This window comes from Sinorhizobium sp. CB7 (assembly GCF_041357635.1).
In the GTDB taxonomy this organism is placed as follows: Bacteria; Pseudomonadota; Alphaproteobacteria; order Rhizobiales; family Rhizobiaceae; genus Rhizobium.
In genome coordinates, this window is the sequence record NZ_JAULLL010000002.1 from 262,909 (window position 1) to 280,415 (window position 17,507).

At 59.8% G+C, this 17,507-nt stretch carries 15 protein-coding genes and 1 riboswitch; of the genes, 11 read left to right on the forward strand and 4 right to left on the reverse strand.

The window, feature by feature from the left end; translation table 11 throughout:
- Nucleotides 1-4: 4 nt before the first annotated feature.
- Nucleotides 5-1,795: a chloride channel protein gene (locus AAE029_RS05425; RefSeq protein ID WP_371071782.1), complete on the reverse strand. Its 1,791-nt coding sequence runs from the start codon at nt 1,793-1,795 to the stop codon at nt 5-7.
- Nucleotides 1,796-1,973: 178 nt separating this feature from the next.
- Nucleotides 1,974-2,373: riboswitch (cobalamin riboswitch) on the forward strand.
- Between the two features lie 151 nt (nt 2,374-2,524).
- Between AAE029_RS05425 and cobU the strand changes: the two genes are divergently transcribed.
- Genes cobU through cobO form a run of 4 tightly spaced genes read left to right on the forward strand, consistent with a single transcriptional unit; the run spans nt 2,525 to nt 8,698 of the window.
- Nucleotides 2,525-3,049 (forward strand): bifunctional adenosylcobinamide kinase/adenosylcobinamide-phosphate guanylyltransferase, encoded by a 525-nt coding sequence (gene cobU, locus AAE029_RS05430; protein ID WP_371071783.1) that lies wholly within the window; start codon nt 2,525-2,527, stop codon nt 3,047-3,049.
- 5 nt (nt 3,050-3,054) lie between these two features.
- Nucleotides 3,055-4,104: a cobalamin biosynthesis protein CobW gene (cobW, locus tag AAE029_RS05435; protein WP_371071784.1), complete on the forward strand. Its 1,050-nt coding sequence runs from the start codon at nt 3,055-3,057 to the stop codon at nt 4,102-4,104.
- A 9-nt stretch (nt 4,105-4,113) separates the two neighbouring features.
- Nucleotides 4,114-8,037, forward strand: a complete 3,924-nt coding sequence (cobN, locus tag AAE029_RS05440; RefSeq protein ID WP_371071785.1) for a cobaltochelatase subunit CobN — start codon at nt 4,114-4,116, stop codon at nt 8,035-8,037.
- Nucleotides 8,038-8,053: 16 nt separating this feature from the next.
- A complete protein-coding gene (gene cobO, locus AAE029_RS05445; RefSeq protein ID WP_371071786.1) occupies nt 8,054-8,698 on the forward strand; it encodes a cob(I)yrinic acid a,c-diamide adenosyltransferase in 645 nt (214 codons plus the stop codon).
- Nucleotides 8,699-8,717: 19 nt separating this feature from the next.
- Here the strand turns inward: cobO and AAE029_RS05450 are convergent, their stop codons facing one another.
- Nucleotides 8,718-8,960, reverse strand: a complete 243-nt coding sequence (locus AAE029_RS05450) for a hypothetical protein (RefSeq protein WP_371071787.1) — start codon at nt 8,958-8,960, stop codon at nt 8,718-8,720.
- A gap of 40 nt (nt 8,961-9,000) precedes the next feature.
- Nucleotides 9,001-9,786, reverse strand: a complete 786-nt coding sequence (locus AAE029_RS05455) for a TSUP family transporter (protein ID WP_371071788.1) — start codon at nt 9,784-9,786, stop codon at nt 9,001-9,003.
- Between the two features lie 181 nt (nt 9,787-9,967).
- Between AAE029_RS05455 and AAE029_RS05460 the strand changes: the two genes are divergently transcribed.
- The 7 genes from AAE029_RS05460 to AAE029_RS05490 all read left to right on the forward strand — a co-directional run bounded on the left by AAE029_RS05460 (nt 9,968) and on the right by AAE029_RS05490 (nt 16,454).
- Nucleotides 9,968-10,330 (forward strand): cobalamin biosynthesis protein, encoded by a 363-nt coding sequence (locus tag AAE029_RS05460; protein ID WP_371072103.1) that lies wholly within the window; start codon nt 9,968-9,970, stop codon nt 10,328-10,330.
- A 135-nt stretch (nt 10,331-10,465) separates the two neighbouring features.
- Nucleotides 10,466-11,425 (forward strand): nucleoside hydrolase, encoded by a 960-nt coding sequence (locus AAE029_RS05465; RefSeq protein WP_371071789.1) that lies wholly within the window; start codon nt 10,466-10,468, stop codon nt 11,423-11,425.
- A gap of 334 nt (nt 11,426-11,759) precedes the next feature.
- Nucleotides 11,760-12,602, forward strand: coding sequence for a uroporphyrinogen-III C-methyltransferase (cobA, locus tag AAE029_RS05470; protein ID WP_371071790.1), 843 nt, complete (start codon nt 11,760-11,762; stop codon nt 12,600-12,602).
- Entirely contained in the window at nt 12,599-13,906 is a 1,308-nt protein-coding gene (locus AAE029_RS05475; protein ID WP_371071791.1) for a cobyrinate a,c-diamide synthase, read from the forward strand. The genes cobA and AAE029_RS05475 overlap by 4 nt, the downstream gene beginning before the upstream one ends.
- Nucleotides 13,903-14,919 carry a threonine-phosphate decarboxylase CobD gene (cobD, locus tag AAE029_RS05480; protein WP_371071792.1) on the forward strand — a complete coding sequence of 339 codons (1,017 nt, stop codon included), beginning with the start codon at nt 13,903-13,905 and terminating at the stop codon, nt 14,917-14,919. Before AAE029_RS05475 ends, cobD begins: the two co-directional genes overlap by 4 nt.
- A complete protein-coding gene (gene cbiB, locus AAE029_RS05485) occupies nt 14,916-15,896 on the forward strand; it encodes an adenosylcobinamide-phosphate synthase CbiB (RefSeq protein WP_371071793.1) in 981 nt (326 codons plus the stop codon). The genes cobD and cbiB overlap by 4 nt, the downstream gene beginning before the upstream one ends.
- 129 nt (nt 15,897-16,025) lie before the next feature.
- Complete coding sequence (locus AAE029_RS05490; protein WP_371071794.1) at nt 16,026-16,454, forward strand: L,D-transpeptidase; 429 nt, start codon at nt 16,026-16,028, stop codon at nt 16,452-16,454.
- Nucleotides 16,455-16,461: 7 nt separating this feature from the next.
- On the opposite strand, the gene AAE029_RS05495 is transcribed toward AAE029_RS05490, so the two are convergent.
- Nucleotides 16,462-17,187 (reverse strand): Crp/Fnr family transcriptional regulator, encoded by a 726-nt coding sequence (locus AAE029_RS05495; protein WP_371072104.1) that lies wholly within the window; start codon nt 17,185-17,187, stop codon nt 16,462-16,464.
- Nucleotides 17,188-17,507: the final 320 nt, after the last annotated feature.

Consider the following 17,507-nt stretch of genomic DNA (forward strand, 5'->3'; position numbering starts at 1 on the left):
GCCCCTACAGCTCGCCAAAAACCTCGCGCCGTCGCCTGTCCAGTTCCTCACTGTAGCGGCGCAGCGTATGGCTCTCGCTGAGCTGACCGACGACCTTGCGCTCAATCAGATTGTTGACGACCGCAAGCGCTTCGCTTTCCGTCTTGTCGAAGATCGCAGCCGCCTGTTTGGCATTCATTTGCGGCAGCAGAAAATCATTCCGGTATTTGATGAAGTCGGCGAGACTTTGATTTTCTTCATCCTTGTCGACAAGGCCTGCATAGACATCCGGCACAAGGACGATACCGGCATATTTTTCCGAATCATCGAGAAGGATGACGCGCTGGGTGGAACCGATCGGGAACTGCCGGCGGAATTCGGCCACGCTGACATTGGCATTGGCCGTGCGCACGTCGGACCGCATCAGTCTGTTGACCGTCAGATTGCGGATCCAGCCGACATCATGGGCACTGCGGATGCTTTCACCGCGCAGATGGAATCGCCATGTCGCGAACGAGTAGCCGAAGGTTGTCCGGACGACCAGGGACGAGGTGATGACCGAGGCAAGCACCAGCGCGGTAATGGCAAAGTCGCCGGTGATCTCCAAGGCCAGGAACGTCATCGTCAGCGGACCGCCGATGATCGCCACGGCGAGCGAGCTCATCCCAACGACGGCATAGATCACCGGCGTCAGCGTAGCGTTCGCGAAATAGGGAGCCGAATAGGCGAAGAGTTTGCCGAGCAGGGCACCCATGAAGAGCGAGGCGAAGAACAGACCGCCCCTGAAGCCCGAGCCGATCGACACGGCTGATGCGAGCGATTTCAACAGGAAAAGCCCGATCAGCGATGGGATCGCGACATCGCGGGCAAGATTCAGGTGCAGAGCACCGTGGCCCGCCGAAAGGACCTGCGGCGAGATCATGGCGAGCAAGCCGACAACAATGCCTCCGAGCGCCGGACGGAAAGGCGGAGCGATGGAACTCTTGCGCGCCACTTCCTCGACGGCGGATACCGCCTGCATGAGCAGGATGCCGACGCCGGCACAGAAGGCTCCCAGAAGAATTGCGGGCACGTAGTCGGCCGTCGCGACGCTGCCGAATTCTCCGACATCGATCATAAAGTCGCTGCCGGCGAGAAGACGGGCCACGATCGTCGCAATCAGGGCGGAGACGACCACCGGGGTCAGCGACACGATCGTATAGGTGCCGATGATGAGTTCGAAAGCATAAAAGGCGCCCGTCAAGGGTGCATTGAAGGCGGCGGCGATTGCGCCCGCGGCACCGCAGCCAACCAGCGTCCTTAGATCGGCGCGACGCAATTGCAGTTTGTAGCCGACCTTGGAGGCAATGCCGGCGGCGAGCTGGGTGTAACCGGCCTCAAGGCCGACCGAAGCGCCGAAACCGTTGGAAATCACGTTCTGGACTGCGACGAGGATGCTGTCGGTCAGGGACAAACGGCCGCCATGAAGCGCGTTGGCTTCGATCGGGTCAACCATCGGTTTCTTCCGCGTCTTGGCGAGGAGGAAGATCAGCAGGCCAAGGATGATGCCACCCGCGACTGGCGCAACCAACAGCAGAAAGCGGTTATCTATGTCACTTGCACTCAGACGTTCGGCCTCACCGATGCCGAAAATCAGGCTGTGCATCTTCGTCGATACAAGGCTCATGGCGGTCACCGCGAGGCCGGAGGTGACGCCGATAAGGGCTCCGGCGAAGACGAGACCGAGTTCGCTGCGACGGACAAGCGCCCTCAGGCGACCAGGGTCGAAGAGTGTATAGAGGATGCCGAGACGGCGCGGTTCAAATTTCTGCAGCATGGAAAAGATGGGTGATTTGCGTGTCCTGATCCGGAGGCGTTCGCCTCTATAGTCGTTGAACGTCAAAGAATTGCGGCAGAAGACCGGCAAGTTTCTTTTTTTTCTTGCAGGTTTCGTCGTTGGAACATTCGGTGTCGCATAATTGGCGTTGATTGACTTGCGAGAACCGAACGCCTAATCATTGCGGCATACGGATGGTTCCCGAGCGGCGATGTTGTCGCATGGGATGAAAAGGGAATGTGAAGGAGCGGACCCATGCCGGGCGCTCTCATCACAGCCGACCCCGCGACTGTAGAGCGGTCAGGGTCTTCCGTTCGGTTCCTTCGAATTTTCGTCGGCGGCCCGCATGGCGCGGGCGGGCGAGAAGGAGGGGAGCCGGAAAAAGCCACTGGCGTGGCATCATGATCAACCGCGGCGGGACGCCTCTATTTCTACGAATCGTCCGCCTTTTCATGATTGCAAGCCGGGAAGGCGAGGGAGATCCGCTGGTGCACGATCAGGGCGACCCGAAACGGTCTGCCCCGGTCGCGGTGCCTTACCCGCGAGCCAGGAGACCTGCCATGCGTGTCGGGCGGAAGCCCATCGATGGGGAAAATCCCCGCTGCCAGCACGGAGGTTGTCATGGCGCTGAAATTATTCCTGCGTTCGCTTTGCGCGAACGTCCTTCCGTGCTTTCCGGTCGCGTCTCGCGCCGATTTGCGTCCGCTCGTGTAACGACCGGAGCCATTGATGCCATTTCAGTCATCAGGCGCCGCTCTCGTTCTCGGCGGCGCTCGCTCCGGCAAATCCCGCTTCGCCGAATCGCTTGTCATGTCCTCTGGTCCCGAACGCCACTATGTGGCGACCGGCCGCGCCTGGGACGAGGAGATGCGATGCCGCATCGAACAGCATAAGTCCGATCGGGACGCGCTCTGGACGACGCACGAGGAGCCGCTCGATCTTGTGAGTTGTCTGCGCACAATCGATGCCGATGGCAGAGCCATACTCATCGACTGTCTGACGCTTTGGGTCACGAACCTGATGATGGAGGAGCGCAATATGGCGAGTGAATTTGCCGCTCTCATCGAATTCCTGCCGATGGCGCGGGCGCGCCTCGTCTTTGTTTCCAATGAGGTCGGTCTCGGCATCGTGCCGGAAAACCGCATGGCGCGCGAATTTCGCGACCAGGCCGGCCGGCTTCACCAGATGGTCGCCGCAGCAGTGGCCGAAGTCTATTTCGTAGCGGCGGGGCTGCCGCTCAAAATGAAGGGTTGATCCGCATGAACCAGGAAAAGATTCCAGCCACCGTCATCACCGGCTTTCTGGGCGCCGGCAAGACGACGATGATCCGCAACCTGCTTTCCAATACCAACGGCAAGAAGATCGCCCTCATCATCAACGAATTCGGCGATCTCGGCGTTGACGGTGAGGTATTGAAAGGGTGCGGTGCGGAGAACTGCACGGAGGACGACATCATCGAGCTTACCAATGGCTGCATATGCTGCACGGTCGCCGATGACTTCATCCCGACCATGACCAAGCTGCTGGAACGCGAGCGGCGCCCCGACCACATCGTGATCGAGACCTCGGGTCTGGCACTGCCGCAGCCATTGGTCGCCGCCTTCAACTGGCCCGATATTCGCACGCAAGTGACGGTTGACGGCGTCGTTACCGTCGTCGACAGCGCGGCAGTCGCCGCTGGTCGCTTCGCCGACGATCACGATGCAGTCGAATCGCGTCGCGTCGAGGACGATTCCCTCGATCATGAAAGCCCGATCGAAGAGCTGTTCGAAGACCAGCTCACCTGCGCAGACCTTATCGTCCTGAATAAGACGGATCTCATCGACAGCGACGGTCTCGGCCGCGTCCGCGAAGAGGTCGCTTCCCGGATCGCCCGCAAGCCGACAATGATCGAGGCCAGGAATGGCGAAGTGCCTGCCGCCATCCTGCTCGGCCTCGGCATTGGAGCGGAAGCTGATGTCGCAAACCGCAAGTCGCACCACGAGCTGGAGCATGAGGACGGTACGCCGCACGATCACGATGAATTCGACAGCTTCGTCGTCGAGCTCGGTCCGATTGGCGATCCGGCGACCTTTGTCGAAAAGCTGAAGGGCGTGATCGCCGAACATGATGTGCTGCGCCTCAAGGGTTTCGTTGATGTCCCCGGCAAGCCGATGCGCTTGCAGATTCAAGCGGTCGGCAGCCGCATAGACAACTATTTCGATCGGGCCTGGGAACCGGGCGAAGCCCGCGTCACCCGCCTCGTCGTGATCGGCCTACATGAAATGGACGAGGGCGAAGTGCGTAAGGCGATCGAGGGATTGATATAAGATCGGGCAATGCATCTACTTCTAGCCCAGAAAGGGACGATCACTGACGGCGAGGAGGCGGTCGATCTCGGCCAGTCTCCCGGCGACGTCCTGTTCCTGTCTGCCGCCGATACCGAACTCGCGGCCATTGCCGGCGCTTATGATGCGCAGGAAATGGCCTGTTCTCTGCGGCTCGCGAACCTGATGACCCTTAAGCATCCGATGTCGGTCGATACCTATATCGAGCGGACGGCGCGGCATGCGAAGCTCATCATCGTTCGCGCGCTCGGCGGCGCCAGCTATTTCCATCATGCGTTGGAAGCGCTGCATGCGGCAGCAGCCCGAAGCCACAGCCTTATCGCCGTTTTGCCAGGTGATTCCAGGCCTGATCCGGGGCTTACACCCTTTTCGAATGTTCCGCTCGACGATCTCAATGCCCTATGGTCCTACCTAATCGAAGGCGGGGACGCCAATTCGCGTGCGTTTCTCAGCTACGCAGCTGCAATGCTTTCCGGCACGGAGAAGCCGGCACCGGCTACGCCGCTGATGAAGGCCGGGATCTGGTGGCCGGGCAGGGGCGTGATCGGGGTAGAGGAGTGGAAGAGGATTTGCCCCTCACCCCAGCCCTCTCCCCGTCTCGACGGGGAGAGGGGGCTCTCCGAGGGTGCGGCATCCCCTTCGCCCGGCTTGCGGGGAGAAGCTGCCCGAAGGGCGGATGAGGGGCTACGCTCGGCCGACCACAGTCTGGAAATGGTAGCGGAGGAGGGATTTGAACCCCCAACTGTCGCGATCAGCTTCTACCGTGCGCTTGTCCAAAGCGGAGAGACTAGACCCGTCGAAGCATTTATCGATGCTCTGATCTCGGAGGGGATGCGGCCGCTGCCGGTCTTTGCCTACAGCCTCAAGGATCCGGTTTCGAAGGCGATCCTGGAAAGTGTCCTTCAAGAGCTGAAGCCGGATGTGGTGATCAATACCACAGGCTTTGCGGTTTCAGCACCGGGTGCCGATCGCGAGCCGACGGTGCTGGAATCGGACGGAGCCGTTGTGCTGCAGGCCATTTTTTCGACCTCCTCAAGGGAGGCCTGGGCGGCCTCGGCGCAGGGGCTTTCGGCGCGCGATCTCGGCATGAACGTGGCGCTGCCGGAGGTGGACGGACGCGTGCTTGCCCGTGCGGTCTCGTTCAAGACGGCAGCACGCTACGACGATCGTGTGGAGGCCAATATCGTCGCCAGCGAGCCGGCGGCAGATCGGATGCGTTTTACCGCGCAGCTGGCGGCGAACTGGGCGCGGCTTCGCCATACCGCCCCTAAAGACCGGCGTGTTGCGCTGGTCATGGCGAATTATCCGAACCGCGACGGCCGGCTCGGCAACGGCGTCGGGCTCGACACGCCGGCTGGCACGATCGAGGTGCTGAAGGCACTGGCCTGGGCCGGTTATCCGGTCGCCGATATTCCGGCCGATGGTGACGCATTGATGCGCCATCTGATGGACGGTCCGACCAATTCCGTCCATGACGGTCGATTGATACGCGAGATAATTTCTCTAAATCAGTACAATCTCTTCTTCACGTCTCTTCCACAAAAAGTTCAGGAAGAGATCAGGTCGCGATGGGGCGCTCCGGAGGCCGACCCCTATTTCCGCGACGGTGTCTTCGCGCTGTCATTCGCCCGTTTCGGCGAACTCCTGGTCGGCATCCAGCCGGCACGTGGCTACAATATCGATCCCAAGGAAAGCTATCATTCGCCGGATCTGTTTCCGCCGCACGGCTATCTTGCGTTCTATGCCTTTCTGAGAAGGGCGTTCGATGCCCATGCCGTCATCCATATGGGCAAGCACGGCAATCTCGAATGGTTGCCCGGCAAGGCGCTCGCCCTTTCCGAGGCTTGCTATCCGGAGGCGATCCTCGGGCCGCTGCCGCATCTCTATCCATTTATCGTGAATGATCCTGGCGAGGGTACGCAGGCCAAGCGCCGCACCAGCGCCGTCATCATCGACCATTTGACTCCGCCACTGACGCGCGCTGAAAGCTACGGTCCGCTCAAGGATCTGGAAGCGCTGGTGGATGAATACTACGAGGCTTCGGGCGGCGATCCGCGCCGGCTGAAACTGCTGCGCAAGCAGATCCTCGATCTTGTCAGTGACATCGGGCTGGACCAGGATGCCGGCATCATCAAGGAAGAGAGCGAAGACGAGGCTCTGAAGAAGCTTGACGCCTATCTCTGCGATCTCAAGGAGATGCAGATCCGCGATGGATTGCATATCTTCGGCGTCTCGCCCCAGGGGCGGTTGCTAACGGACCTGACGGTAGCGCTGGCGCGGGTGCCGCGGGGTCTGGGTGAGGAGGGCGACCAGAGCCTGCAGCGCGCGATCGCGCAGGATGCGGGTCTGACATTGGATCCGCTCGATTGCGAAATGGCGTCGCTTTGGAGTGGACCGCGCCCGGCACTTCTTGCGACTGTCTCAGACGACACATGGCGAACACATGGCGATACGGTCGAGCGCATCGAGCTGCTGGCGGCCAAGCTGGTGTCGGGCGAAATCGAATGCCCTTTGGACTGGGCCGGCACGCGATCCGTCCTTGATGAAATCGAAGGCAGGCTGAAGCCCTCGATTCTTGCGTGCGGCGATGCCGAAATCGCTGCTCTACTCACGGGGCTCGACGGCCGCTTCGTTCCGCCTGGCCCCTCCGGCGCCCCGACGCGCGGACGGCCGGACGTCCTTCCGACGGGCCGAAATTTCTACTCGGTCGACAGCCGCGCCGTGCCGACACCGGCCGCCTATGAACTCGGCAGGAAATCCGCAGAACTGCTGGTTCGCCGCTATGTGCAGGACCACGGCGAATGGCCCGTTTCCTTCGGGCTCACGGCTTGGGGGACGTCGAACATGCGTACAGGCGGCGATGATATCGCCCAGGCACTGGCACTGATCGGCGTCAAGCCGCTATGGGATATGACATCGCGACGCGTGACCGGCTACGAGATCATTCCGCCTGCCTTGCTGCGGCGGCCGCGCGTTGATGTCACGCTCCGCATTTCTGGCTTTTTCCGCGATGCCTTTCCCGAACAGATCGCTCTCTTCGACAGGGCGATCCGTGCAGTCGGCGCGCTGGACGAGGACGCCGTGGACAATCCGATTGCGGCACGAATGCGCGGAGAGGCCAGCCGACTTGCGGGGGCAGGGCTCGATCAAGTGTCCGCAGAGCGTCGAGCGGGTTATCGCGTCTTCGGTTCAAAGCCCGGTGCCTACGGCGCCGGTCTGCAGGCTCTGATCGACGAGAAGGGATGGGAGCGGCGCGCCGATCTTGCGGAAGCCTATCTCGTCTGGGGCAGCTACGCCTATGGTGCGGGCGAAGAAGGACATGCTGAGCGCGGCCTCTTTGAGGAGAGACTGCGCTCGATCCAGGCGGTTGTGCAAAATCAGGACAATCGCGAGCACGATCTGCTCGACAGCGACGACTACTATCAGTTTGAAGGCGGCATGGCAGCGGCGGCCGAGCAGCTCGGCGGATCTCGTCCTTCGATTTACCACAACGACCACTCCCGGCCGGAAAAGCCGGTGATCCGGTCGCTGGAGGAGGAGATCGGCCGCGTTGTGCGTGGCCGCGTCGTCAACCCGAAATGGATCGAAGGCGTCATGCGCCACGGCTATAAGGGTGCATTCGAGATCGCCGCTACTGTCGACTATCTCTTCGCCTTCGCCGCGACGACGGGAGCGGTGCGCGACCACCATTTCGAAGCCGTCTATCAGGCCTTCGTCGCCAATACGAAGGTCCGGGATTTCATGGCGGAGAAAAATCCCTCCGCGCTCGATGAAATGAAGGAGCGCCTACTCGAAGCGATTGATCGGCGGCTCTGGAGCCCGCGCAGCAATTCGGCGCGCTTCGATCTTGAGACGCCGGCACGCGCGGGATCATGGCGCGAGCGAGATGCGGGCTATTCCCACAGAAATCAATAATGTCCGGGAGACAGGAATGAGCGACGAAACGGAATCCACTGACATCGGGCCCCGGAAGGACGATGATACCCGCCACACGGAGAAGATGGCCAAGAAGAAGGCCGCGCGCGACAAGATCATGGCGACGAAGACGGACGAGAAGGGCCTAATTATCGTTCACACCGGCAAGGGCAAAGGCAAATCGTCGGCAGCCTTCGGCATGATCTTCCGCCATATTGCCCACAAGAAACCCTGCGCCGTCGTGCAGTTCATCAAGGGCGCGATGTGGACGGGCGAGCGCGATCTGATCGAGACGCATTTTTCCGACATCTGCCAATTTCACACGATGGGCGAAGGCTTTACCTGGGAAACGCAGGACCGCGCCCGCGACGTTCAGGCAGCAACGGCTGCCTGGGAAAAAGCAAAGGAGCTGATCCGCGACGAGCGCAATTCCATGGTGCTTCTCGACGAGATCAACATCGCGCTGCGCTATGACTATATCGACCTGAACGAGGTCCTGAACTTCCTGAAGACGGAAAAGCCCTTCATGACCCATGTCGTGCTAACGGGCCGCAATGCCAAGGAAGAACTGATCGAGATCGCCGATCTCGTTACCGAAATGGAACTAATCAAGCATCCGTTCCGCTCCGGTATCAAGGGACAGCCCGGCGTCGAGTTTTGAGACCACGGTAGACTGACCATTAACTTGCTTTGCCGATCATATTCCGCAGGATTTCTGCCGTATTTGCATCGACCGGGAAAAAGGCTTCGATTGCAAGTTCGGACAGGGTGATGTCAGTCGGGTTCCGAAAACTCGTCGAGGAAAAAGAAAGCCGGCCTGCGTCGATGATCAGTTCCAACGGCACGAATACCCCAGCGTGATCGCCTTCGATGGTGGATAGCTTCGAGATTTGGCTAAACGGATAGGCAACCAACTCATTCATCAGCTGTTTGAGAGCAGGATCAGAGGTAATCAAAACTAGTTCAAATTCCAAGCCAGAGGCGGACAGGATTGGCCGGATCGGCTATCAACTTTGTTGCAAAGGCGATGCAGACAATGACGAGCAGCGGTTTGATGATCCGGGCACCGCTGCGCATTGCAAGCCGTGAGCCCGCCTGAGCGCCCAGAAACTGGCCGACACCCATCATCAGGCCGATCTTCCAAAGCGTCACGCCGTAGAAGGTAAAAACGATCAGGGCGCCGATATTGGAGCCAAGATTAAGGAGCTTCGTATGCGCGGTCGCCTTGAGCATGCCGAAGCCGGCAAGAGTGACGAAGGACAGCATCAGAAATGAGCCGGTTCCAGGCCCGAAGACGCCATCGTAGAAACCTATTGCCGGAACCAAGGTCATGCCAAAGACAAACGGTGCCATGCGCCTGTGTTTGTCGATATCATCGAGATTTGGCTTGAACGCGAAATAGAGCGCAATCGCGATCAGCAGGAACGGCATGATGACGCGCAGAACGTCACCGGGAACGATCGTGGCAAGGGCAGCCCCGAGGCCACCGCCAATCAGCGCCATCACCGCCATGGGCAACTGTTCGGCAAGCCGGACATGCCCCTTCTGAGCGTAAGCGAAGGTCGCCGAGGCGGCGCCAAAGGCGGATTGAACCTTGTTCGTCCCGAGCGTCTGCAATGGCGGGATTCCGACGATGAGCATGGCGGGAACGGTGATCAGACCGCCACCGCCGGCGATGGAATCAACGAAACCGGCAAAGAAGGCGGCGGCAAACAGTAGAAGAAGCAGATGTGGGGCGAGGTCTTGCAAGATTGGACTCGAGAGACTGGAATGGAAAGCGCCTTGTTGCATTGGCCGCGATTTGCTGCAATTGCTGACAGAACACAGGGCGCAAATTTCATCGATGTCTTCACCCGCGCAAATACCCGAGGACGCAATCGTTGCAGTCTTTCCGGTCGACCGGATCGATGACCGCCGCTTCATTCTTGGAATGGGCTGCGAGCGAGGCACGCCATCAGACGAGACGATCAGGCTCGCGGAGAAGGCGTTGCAGGCGGCAGGGATCGCAGTGGCGCAGCTAAGGCTTCTGACATCTATCGACAACAGGGCTCAGGAGCCGGCGATTCTCGCAGTCGGCAAGCATTTCGCAATCGAGTTGGTCGTCTTCGACGCAGAGGCGCTCGAAAAGGAAACGCCGAGGCTTGCCAATCCCTCGGAGGTCGTTTTTGCGCGGGTCGGCTGTCATGGTGTCGCGGAAGCCGCGGCGCTCGCAGCCGCCGGTCCGCAAGCCAAGCTCGTGCTTCCTAAGATCAAATCCGGAACGGCGACGGCAGCTATCGCCGAGATCTTTTAGCGATCTCGCTTTCTATTCAGTTCAGCGATATCTGTGACGAAATTCGGCAAGGGTCGCTTCTCTGTTGAAGATGCGATACCCACGACTATGTTGGCCCTTGCCGATCTCACAGGCATGGCTTGATAGGAAACGATAATGCATAAAGTCATCTATGATACGGATCCTGGCGTCGATGATGCCATGGCGCTGCTGTTCCTGCATCGCTGTCCGGATATCGATCTGCTCGGGATTACCACAGTCTTCGGCAATGCCTCGGTCGAGACCACGACTCGTAATGCGCTTTTTCTGAAGCGCGAATGGGATATTCCGGCTCCGATTGCGAAGGGTGCGCACGTAACGTTCGACCCGTTGCGCAAGGAAAGGGCCTGGCCGACCAGGGTCCATGGCAATAATGGCCTCGGCGATATCGAGGTCCCGGAGACAGTCGACCTGCCGCTCGATCCACGACCTGCGCACGAGTTCATCATCGATACGGTGCGCGCCCATCCGGGCGAGGTGCGGCTCGTTGCCGTCGGGCGCATGACCAATCTGGCGCTCGCCCTGCGGCAGGATCCGGAGATCGCCGGGCTGGTCAAGGACGTCGTCATCATGGGCGGAAACTTCTACGTGCACGGCAATGTCTCACCGGTCGCGGAAGCGAATATCCACGGAGATCCGGAGGCGGCCGATATTGTCATGGCCGCGCCCTGGAAGGTCACCGTGGTGGGACTGGATGTCACCGCAGCCACCGTCATGACCCGCCCGTTTCTGGCGGATATGGCCGCCGAAGGCGATCGGGGCCTGCGATTGCTGAACGATCTGTCGCAATCTTACATCGACTTTTACAGCCATATCGTTGATGACGGCATGATGGTCCATGACAGCTGTGCCTGCGTCTATGTGGTCGCGCCGCAATTGTTCGAGACGAAGACTGGTGCGGTGCGGGTGGTTTGCGGCGGCATCGCCGACGGACAAACCGTTCTGAAGCCCGACGGACGCCGGTTTCCGCCGGGCGATTGGGACGGATTGCCGAGCCAGACCGTCTGCACAGCCGTTCAGTCGGAACGGGTGCTCGATCTGATCCGCGATACATTGCTTGCAGCCTCAGGCGGCTGACGCGCCCGCTTTTTTGATCAGTCGAGTGTGATTGAAATTTGACCCGGCTTGGCTGCCTCTCGAATCTCGGGACATTCCGTGGATCTCACCCCAATGAGAAATGGGTGCCAACTCGTGCACCCATTTCTCTGGCTTCCAGTTCGTCATTGTTGAATGCAATCAACAGATTGCAAGCATAATGATTAATCGGATTCTCTTTAAGTGAGTCGATTCGGTTTCCGTCGTCCACGGCATGGAATACAGCGTGAAATGGCGAAGAGATCACGCCGCCGCCCAGTTATGATAACTGCTGTCAAGATTGCATTTTCAGCCGGGCGGGCATAGGAAAATAGGGATGAACGATACTGCATTTTTCAATCTTCCGGCGCTGGAGCCGGGCAGTGTCTGGCTCGTCGGAGCCGGTCCGGGTGATCCCGGCCTTTTGACCTTGCTTGCCGCCAAGGGGCTGTCAGAAGCTGATGTCATCATCCATGACGCATTGGTCAATGAGGAATGCCTGAAACTGTCCCGTTCGGGCGCCGTGCTCGAATATGCGGGCAAACGTGGCGGCAAGCCTTCCGCCAGCCAACGCGACATCTCATTCCGCCTGGTCGAGCTGGCGCGATCCGGCAAACGTGTTCTGAGACTCAAGGGTGGTGATCCTTTCGTCTTCGGCCGTGGCGGCGAAGAGGCCCTGACCTTGGCGGAGCACAATATTCCGTTCCGTATCGTGCCAGGCATCACTGCCGGGATCGGCGGGCTCGCCTATGCCGGCATTCCCGTCACCCATCGCGAGATCAATCACTCCGTTACCTTTCTGACAGGACATGATTCCGCCGGCATCGTGCCGGACCGGATTGATTGGGAGGCAATCGGCAGGGGATCGCCGGTCATCGTCATGTACATGGCGATGAAATATATCGCCGCAATTAGTGCGAACCTTATCGCGGCCGGTCGGTCGCCTCACGAGCCTGTCGCCTTCGTCTGCAATGCGGCGACGAGCCTGCAGCAGGTCGTAGAGACGACGTTAGGCGAAGCCCCGCAAGCCGTCGTGGCCTCTGGCATCGAACCGCCCGCCATCGTCGTGGTGGGAGAGGTCGTCAGGCTGCGACCATCACTGGACTGGCTGGGAGCACTTGCCGGACGGAGACTGAAGCCCGATCCTTTCGCGCAACTCGGTCGCGAGGTGACGGCATGAGCGGCCTCCTGATCGCGGCGCCGTCTTCGGGTGCCGGCAAGACGACCGTAACCCTCGGCCTCCTTCGGGCGCTGCGAAACCGCGGAATTGCCATAGCCCCGGGCAAGGCCGGACCAGATTACATAGATCCGGCGTTTCATGCGGCGGCAAGCGGCATGACCTGTCTGAATTTCGACCCTTGGGCGATGCGTCCGGAGCTCATTTCCGCCAATGCCGCTCTGCATAGGGCAGGCGACCGGCTGATGATCGTCGAAGCGATGATGGGGCTTTTCGACGGCGCCGCCGACGGCAAGGGCGCTCCTGCCGATCTTGCCGCGGCTCTCAGCCTTTCGGTGATACTTGTCGTGGACGTATCGCGAATGTCGCATTCGGTGGCCGCACTTGTCAGTGGCTATGCAAATTTCAGATCGACCGTCCGCATTGCCGGTGTCATCCTGAACAAGGTCGCCAGCGATCGGCATGAGGCGATGCTGCGCCATGCGCTGGAGATGATCCGAATGCCTGTCATCGCCGTCCTCCGAAGCGATCCCGATCTTGCCCTGCCGGAACGGCATCTGGGTCTGGTGCAGGCGGAGGAGCATCAGGCTCTCGAGGCTTTCATTGATCGAGCGGCTAGCGCATTTTCGGCCACCTGCAATTTCGAACTTCTGCTGCGTGCCGCAAGGCAAGGGCCGAATCGGCCTTCCGCCGCCAATATCGCACGCCTGATGCCGCTCGGCCGGCATGTCGCCGTCGCGCGCGATATCGCGTTTGCCTTCTGCTACGATCACATGCTGCTCGGTTGGCACCGCCGCGGCGCAGAAATCTCGTTCTTTTCCCCGCTTGCCGACGAGGCTCCGTCGGCGGATGCCGACGCGATCTATCTGCCGGGGGGGTATCCGGAGCTTCACGCGGGCCGGATCGCAGGCGCCCGTCGCTTCCGCAAAGGCATGATGGATGCGGCCTCGCGCGGGGTTAAGATCTTCGGCGAGTGCGGAGGATACATGGTCCTCGGCGATGGCCTGGTCGATGCGGAAGGCAATCGCCATGAAATGCTGGGGCTGCTGCCGGTCGTGACCAGCTATCAGCATCGCAAACGCCACCTCGGCTATCGGCGTGTCAATCCAGTGGCCGGTTCGTTCTTCGACCGGGCGATGACGGCACATGAGTTTCATTATTCGACGATCGTGTCCGAAAGCAGCGTGGACCGGCTGTTCCATGTTACCGATGCCCTCGGCAGTGATCTTGGCGATGTCGGGTTGAGGCGAGGGCAGGTGGCTGGCTCCTATCTGCACCTGATTGATCTTGCCGGTGACGCGGCATGACGGCTCCGATCGTTCATGGCGGTGGCATCACGGCCGCCGCGCGCCTGCATGGCGGCCGTCCGGAGGAGTGGCTCGACCTTTCGACCGGCATCAATCCTCAGCCGGTCAAGCTGCCGGACATACCCGCTTCGGCCTGGCATCGCCTACCCGACAGGCATCTCGTCGACACCGCGCGCACGGCGGCGCGCCGATATTATCGCAGTGTCGATATCCTGCCTCTGCCCGTACCAGGCACGCAATCGGTCATCCAACTCCTGCCGCGCCTTGCAGGGAGGGGGCGGCGGGTTGCGATCCTGTCGCCGACCTATGGTGAATATGCGCGGGCATTCCAACTGTCCGGATTTCCAGTGGATGCCATCGGAAGCGTTGAAGCGGTGGGCGCGGAGCACGGACTCGTCGTCGTCGTCAATCCGAACAATCCGGATGGGCGCGTGCTGCCGCCGCAGGCACTCATCGAACTGCATGACAGGTTAAGGGCATGGGGCGGTCTGCTGATCGTTGACGAGGCCTTCGGGGACATGACGCCGGAACTTAGCCTCGCGCCATATGCGGCTCGGATGCCCCGTCTCGTCATTTTCCGTTCATTTGGCAAGTTCTTCGGCCTCGCCGGTCTGCGTCTCGGCTTTGCGATTGCCGAACCCTCGATTCTTGCAGCTTTTGAGGATTGGCTCGGGCCCTGGGCTGTTTCCGGTCCCGCGCTCTTTCTCGCCGCTTCGCTGCTCGGCGGCGATACGGCTCCTATCAGGGCGAACATCCTGAGGCGCCGAGAGGCTCTCGACGCCGTGCTGCAGTCCGCAGGACTCATGGTTTCGGGCGGGACAGCGCTTTTCGCTCTCGTCAATGACTCCCGGACAAGCGAGATATATTCGCGGCTCTGCGAACATCACATTCTTGTCCGCAAGTTCGACTATGCGCCAAACTGGCTTCGGTTCGGCCTCCCTCCCGACCATGAGGCGGATCGGCGCTTGGCACAGGCGCTCACCGGTCTGGAATCTGCGGGTTTGGATGGATGATGATCGACGAACATCTGCTTATTCTGGTTCTCGCATTGCTCTTGGACCGCATCATCGGTGATCCGGACTGGCTCTGGTCGCGCATCCAGCATCCGGTCGTCTTCTTCGGCAAGGCGATTTCCGCCTTCGATCAGAATTTCAACCGCAATCGCTTGCCGGATTCGACAAGGCGTCAGAACGGCGTCGTCTCCATCGTCGCCCTGCTTGTACTTGCCGCTCTCACCGGCTGGATCCTGCACGGCATCTTCAGCATTTTCGGACCGCTCGGCATCCTTTTCGAAGTCATCTGCGTGGCGATTTTCCTGGCACAGAAAAGCCTCGCCGACCATGTCGGTGCGGTCGCCGAAGCCTTGCGTGCCGAAGGGCTTGCCGGCGGGCGCAATGCGGTTTCGCATATCGTCGGCCGCGATCCGGAGACACTCGATGAGCCTGGCGTCTGTCGTGCGGCGATCGAAAGCCTGGCGGAGAATTTTTCCGACGGTGTCGTCGCTCCTGCACTCTGGTACGCGATCTTTGGGCTGCCGGGGCTATTCGTCTACAAGATGTTGAACACGGCCGATTCCATGATCGGACACAAGTCCGAGAAATATATCGATTTTGGTTGGGCAGCGGCGAGGCTCGACGATCTCGCCAATTGGCCGGCAGCTCGGCTTTCAGTCCTGCTGATTGCCGCCGGGGCCCTTCTCAGACGTGGGGTCGCAGCCTGCAGCAACGCCTTGCGCGTGGCCATCAGGGACGGCGGCCTTCATCGTTCACCCAATTCCGGTCATCCAGAGGCCGCAATGGCGGGCGCGCTTGACGTACAACTTGCCGGCCCCCGGATCTATTCCGGAGAAATTGTTCGTGAATCCATGATCAACGGCGCCGGTCGCGATATCGCGACAGCCAGTGATATCGAAACAGGCGTCTCCGTATTCCATTCAGCCTGCACCGTTCTTGTTATCGCGAGTTTCCTATTGTTTCTAACCTTGCTGTGAGCAGCGGGATGTTATTTTGCTTGGTTATCAGTCGTGTTACCATGCTGATAAAGTAATATAGAAAGTACTACGGCAGGTTCCTTCCTGCGATCTCGCGTTTCACCATGCGAAAACGAGAAGGGGATTAAGATGAAAATCATCTTAGCAGCCCTGACTGCCGGTCTGTTCTTGCAGTTTTCACCGGTTGCGACCAGTGCAGCTGTTCTTGTTGCGAAGATCGATCTCGGCTCGCAGACGATGACTGTTTCAAAGAACGGCTTGGTGAAATATCGTTGGAAGGTTTCAACGGCACGCAAGGGCTATGTCACGCCGACAGGCTCATGGCGCGCCAAATGGCTGTCGCGTTACCATCGCTCGTCGAAGTATGAGAATGCGCCGATGCCCTTTGCCGTGTTTTTCACCGGCGACTACGCCGTGCATGGCACCTATGATTTGAGGCGGCTCGGCAGGCGAGCTTCGCATGGCTGCATCCGCCTGCATCCAAACAATGCTGCCGCGTTCTTTTCGATGGCAAGTAAAGTGGGGCTTGCCAATACCAGAATCGTCATTACGCGCTGACAGCCATTCAGTCGTTTCCCGAGGCCCGGTTCAGGGCATCGAGATCGGGTACGGCAATATGCCGATTGCTCTCGATTCGTATGATGCCCTCCTTGCGAAGGCGCGTCATCTGACGGCTGACGGTCTCGATGGTCAATCCGAGGAAATCGCCGATTTCGGCGCGTGACAGCGGCAGATCGAATATGGCGCAATCCTGATTCTCCGGATCGGCATGCATCGCGAAGAGATGAAGGAAACTTGCAACCTTTTCCCTCGCGGTCTTGCGACCGAGCGTCAGCATCCGGTCGCGTGCCTCGTCCAGTTCCCTGAGCGCCTGATTATGCAGGCACTGGCATAGTTCCGGTGTTTCCGCCACCATCCGGTCGATCAGCTTGCGGGGAAATATGCAGACTTCGGTTTCGACGGCCGCCTCAGCCGAAAAGGCGCTCTCGCTGCTATAAGGACGCCCGACGAAATCGGGGGCGAACTGCAGGCCGACAATCTGCTGACGGCCGTCCGACATCACCTTGCTGAGCTTCACGACGCCCTTTAGGACACTGCAGTACGAGGAGACCAGCTCACCCTGACCGACGATTTCGCAGCCGGTGGCCACAGTCCTCTGGCTTGAATGCCTGCTGAGTTCAAGCAACTGCGCTGTCGACAACGCACCGCAAATGCCCCCCTGACGCCCCTCGCAGGATCTGCAGACCATTGGAATTTCTGGATTGTTCATGTCCTGTCGAGCGATATCCATGTCCGGTCCTGTCATTTGCGCCCGTTCCAATTCCGGTGTGAGATCAACTCAGAGGAATGCTCTCGTCTATGCCGGAATAGGGCGGAATTTGCACTTGATGTTTATCAAATGCCCCCTATGGCAGTTTGATCCAGATCAAACTTCTTGCAATGAAGTGGACTGCTTCGGCGACGCGACAGATGATTGAAGTATGCGCCGGCGCAACCGCCCCCTTCGACCGCGAAAAGGGGTGGCGCTCCATTGCTGTTTAGGCAACAGTGGCATGCCATTTTTCCGCGTGCTTCGGACGAAAGCATTGGCATTTGAAATGGATTTCCCTA

Coding starts and splice junctions, on each gene's coding strand:
- AAE029_RS05425 (WP_371071782.1), bottom strand. CDS start 1,795: ATGCTGCAGAAATTTGAACCGCGCCGTCTCGGCATCCTCTATACACTC.
- cobU (WP_371071783.1), top strand. CDS start 2,525: ATGCCATTTCAGTCATCAGGCGCCGCTCTCGTTCTCGGCGGCGCTCGC.
- cobW (WP_371071784.1), top strand. CDS start 3,055: ATGAACCAGGAAAAGATTCCAGCCACCGTCATCACCGGCTTTCTGGGC.
- cobN (WP_371071785.1), top strand. CDS start 4,114: ATGCATCTACTTCTAGCCCAGAAAGGGACGATCACTGACGGCGAGGAG.
- cobO (WP_371071786.1), top strand. CDS start 8,054: ATGAGCGACGAAACGGAATCCACTGACATCGGGCCCCGGAAGGACGAT.
- AAE029_RS05450 (WP_371071787.1), bottom strand. CDS start 8,960: ATGAATGAGTTGGTTGCCTATCCGTTTAGCCAAATCTCGAAGCTATCC.
- AAE029_RS05460 (WP_371072103.1), top strand. CDS start 9,968: ATGGGCTGCGAGCGAGGCACGCCATCAGACGAGACGATCAGGCTCGCG.
- AAE029_RS05465 (WP_371071789.1), top strand. CDS start 10,466: ATGCATAAAGTCATCTATGATACGGATCCTGGCGTCGATGATGCCATG.
- cobA (WP_371071790.1), top strand. CDS start 11,760: ATGAACGATACTGCATTTTTCAATCTTCCGGCGCTGGAGCCGGGCAGT.
- AAE029_RS05475 (WP_371071791.1), top strand. CDS start 12,599: ATGAGCGGCCTCCTGATCGCGGCGCCGTCTTCGGGTGCCGGCAAGACG.
- cobD (WP_371071792.1), top strand. CDS start 13,903: ATGACGGCTCCGATCGTTCATGGCGGTGGCATCACGGCCGCCGCGCGC.
- cbiB (WP_371071793.1), top strand. CDS start 14,916: ATGATGATCGACGAACATCTGCTTATTCTGGTTCTCGCATTGCTCTTG.
- AAE029_RS05490 (WP_371071794.1), top strand. CDS start 16,026: ATGAAAATCATCTTAGCAGCCCTGACTGCCGGTCTGTTCTTGCAGTTT.
- AAE029_RS05495 (WP_371072104.1), bottom strand. CDS start 17,187: ATGGATATCGCTCGACAGGACATGAACAATCCAGAAATTCCAATGGTC.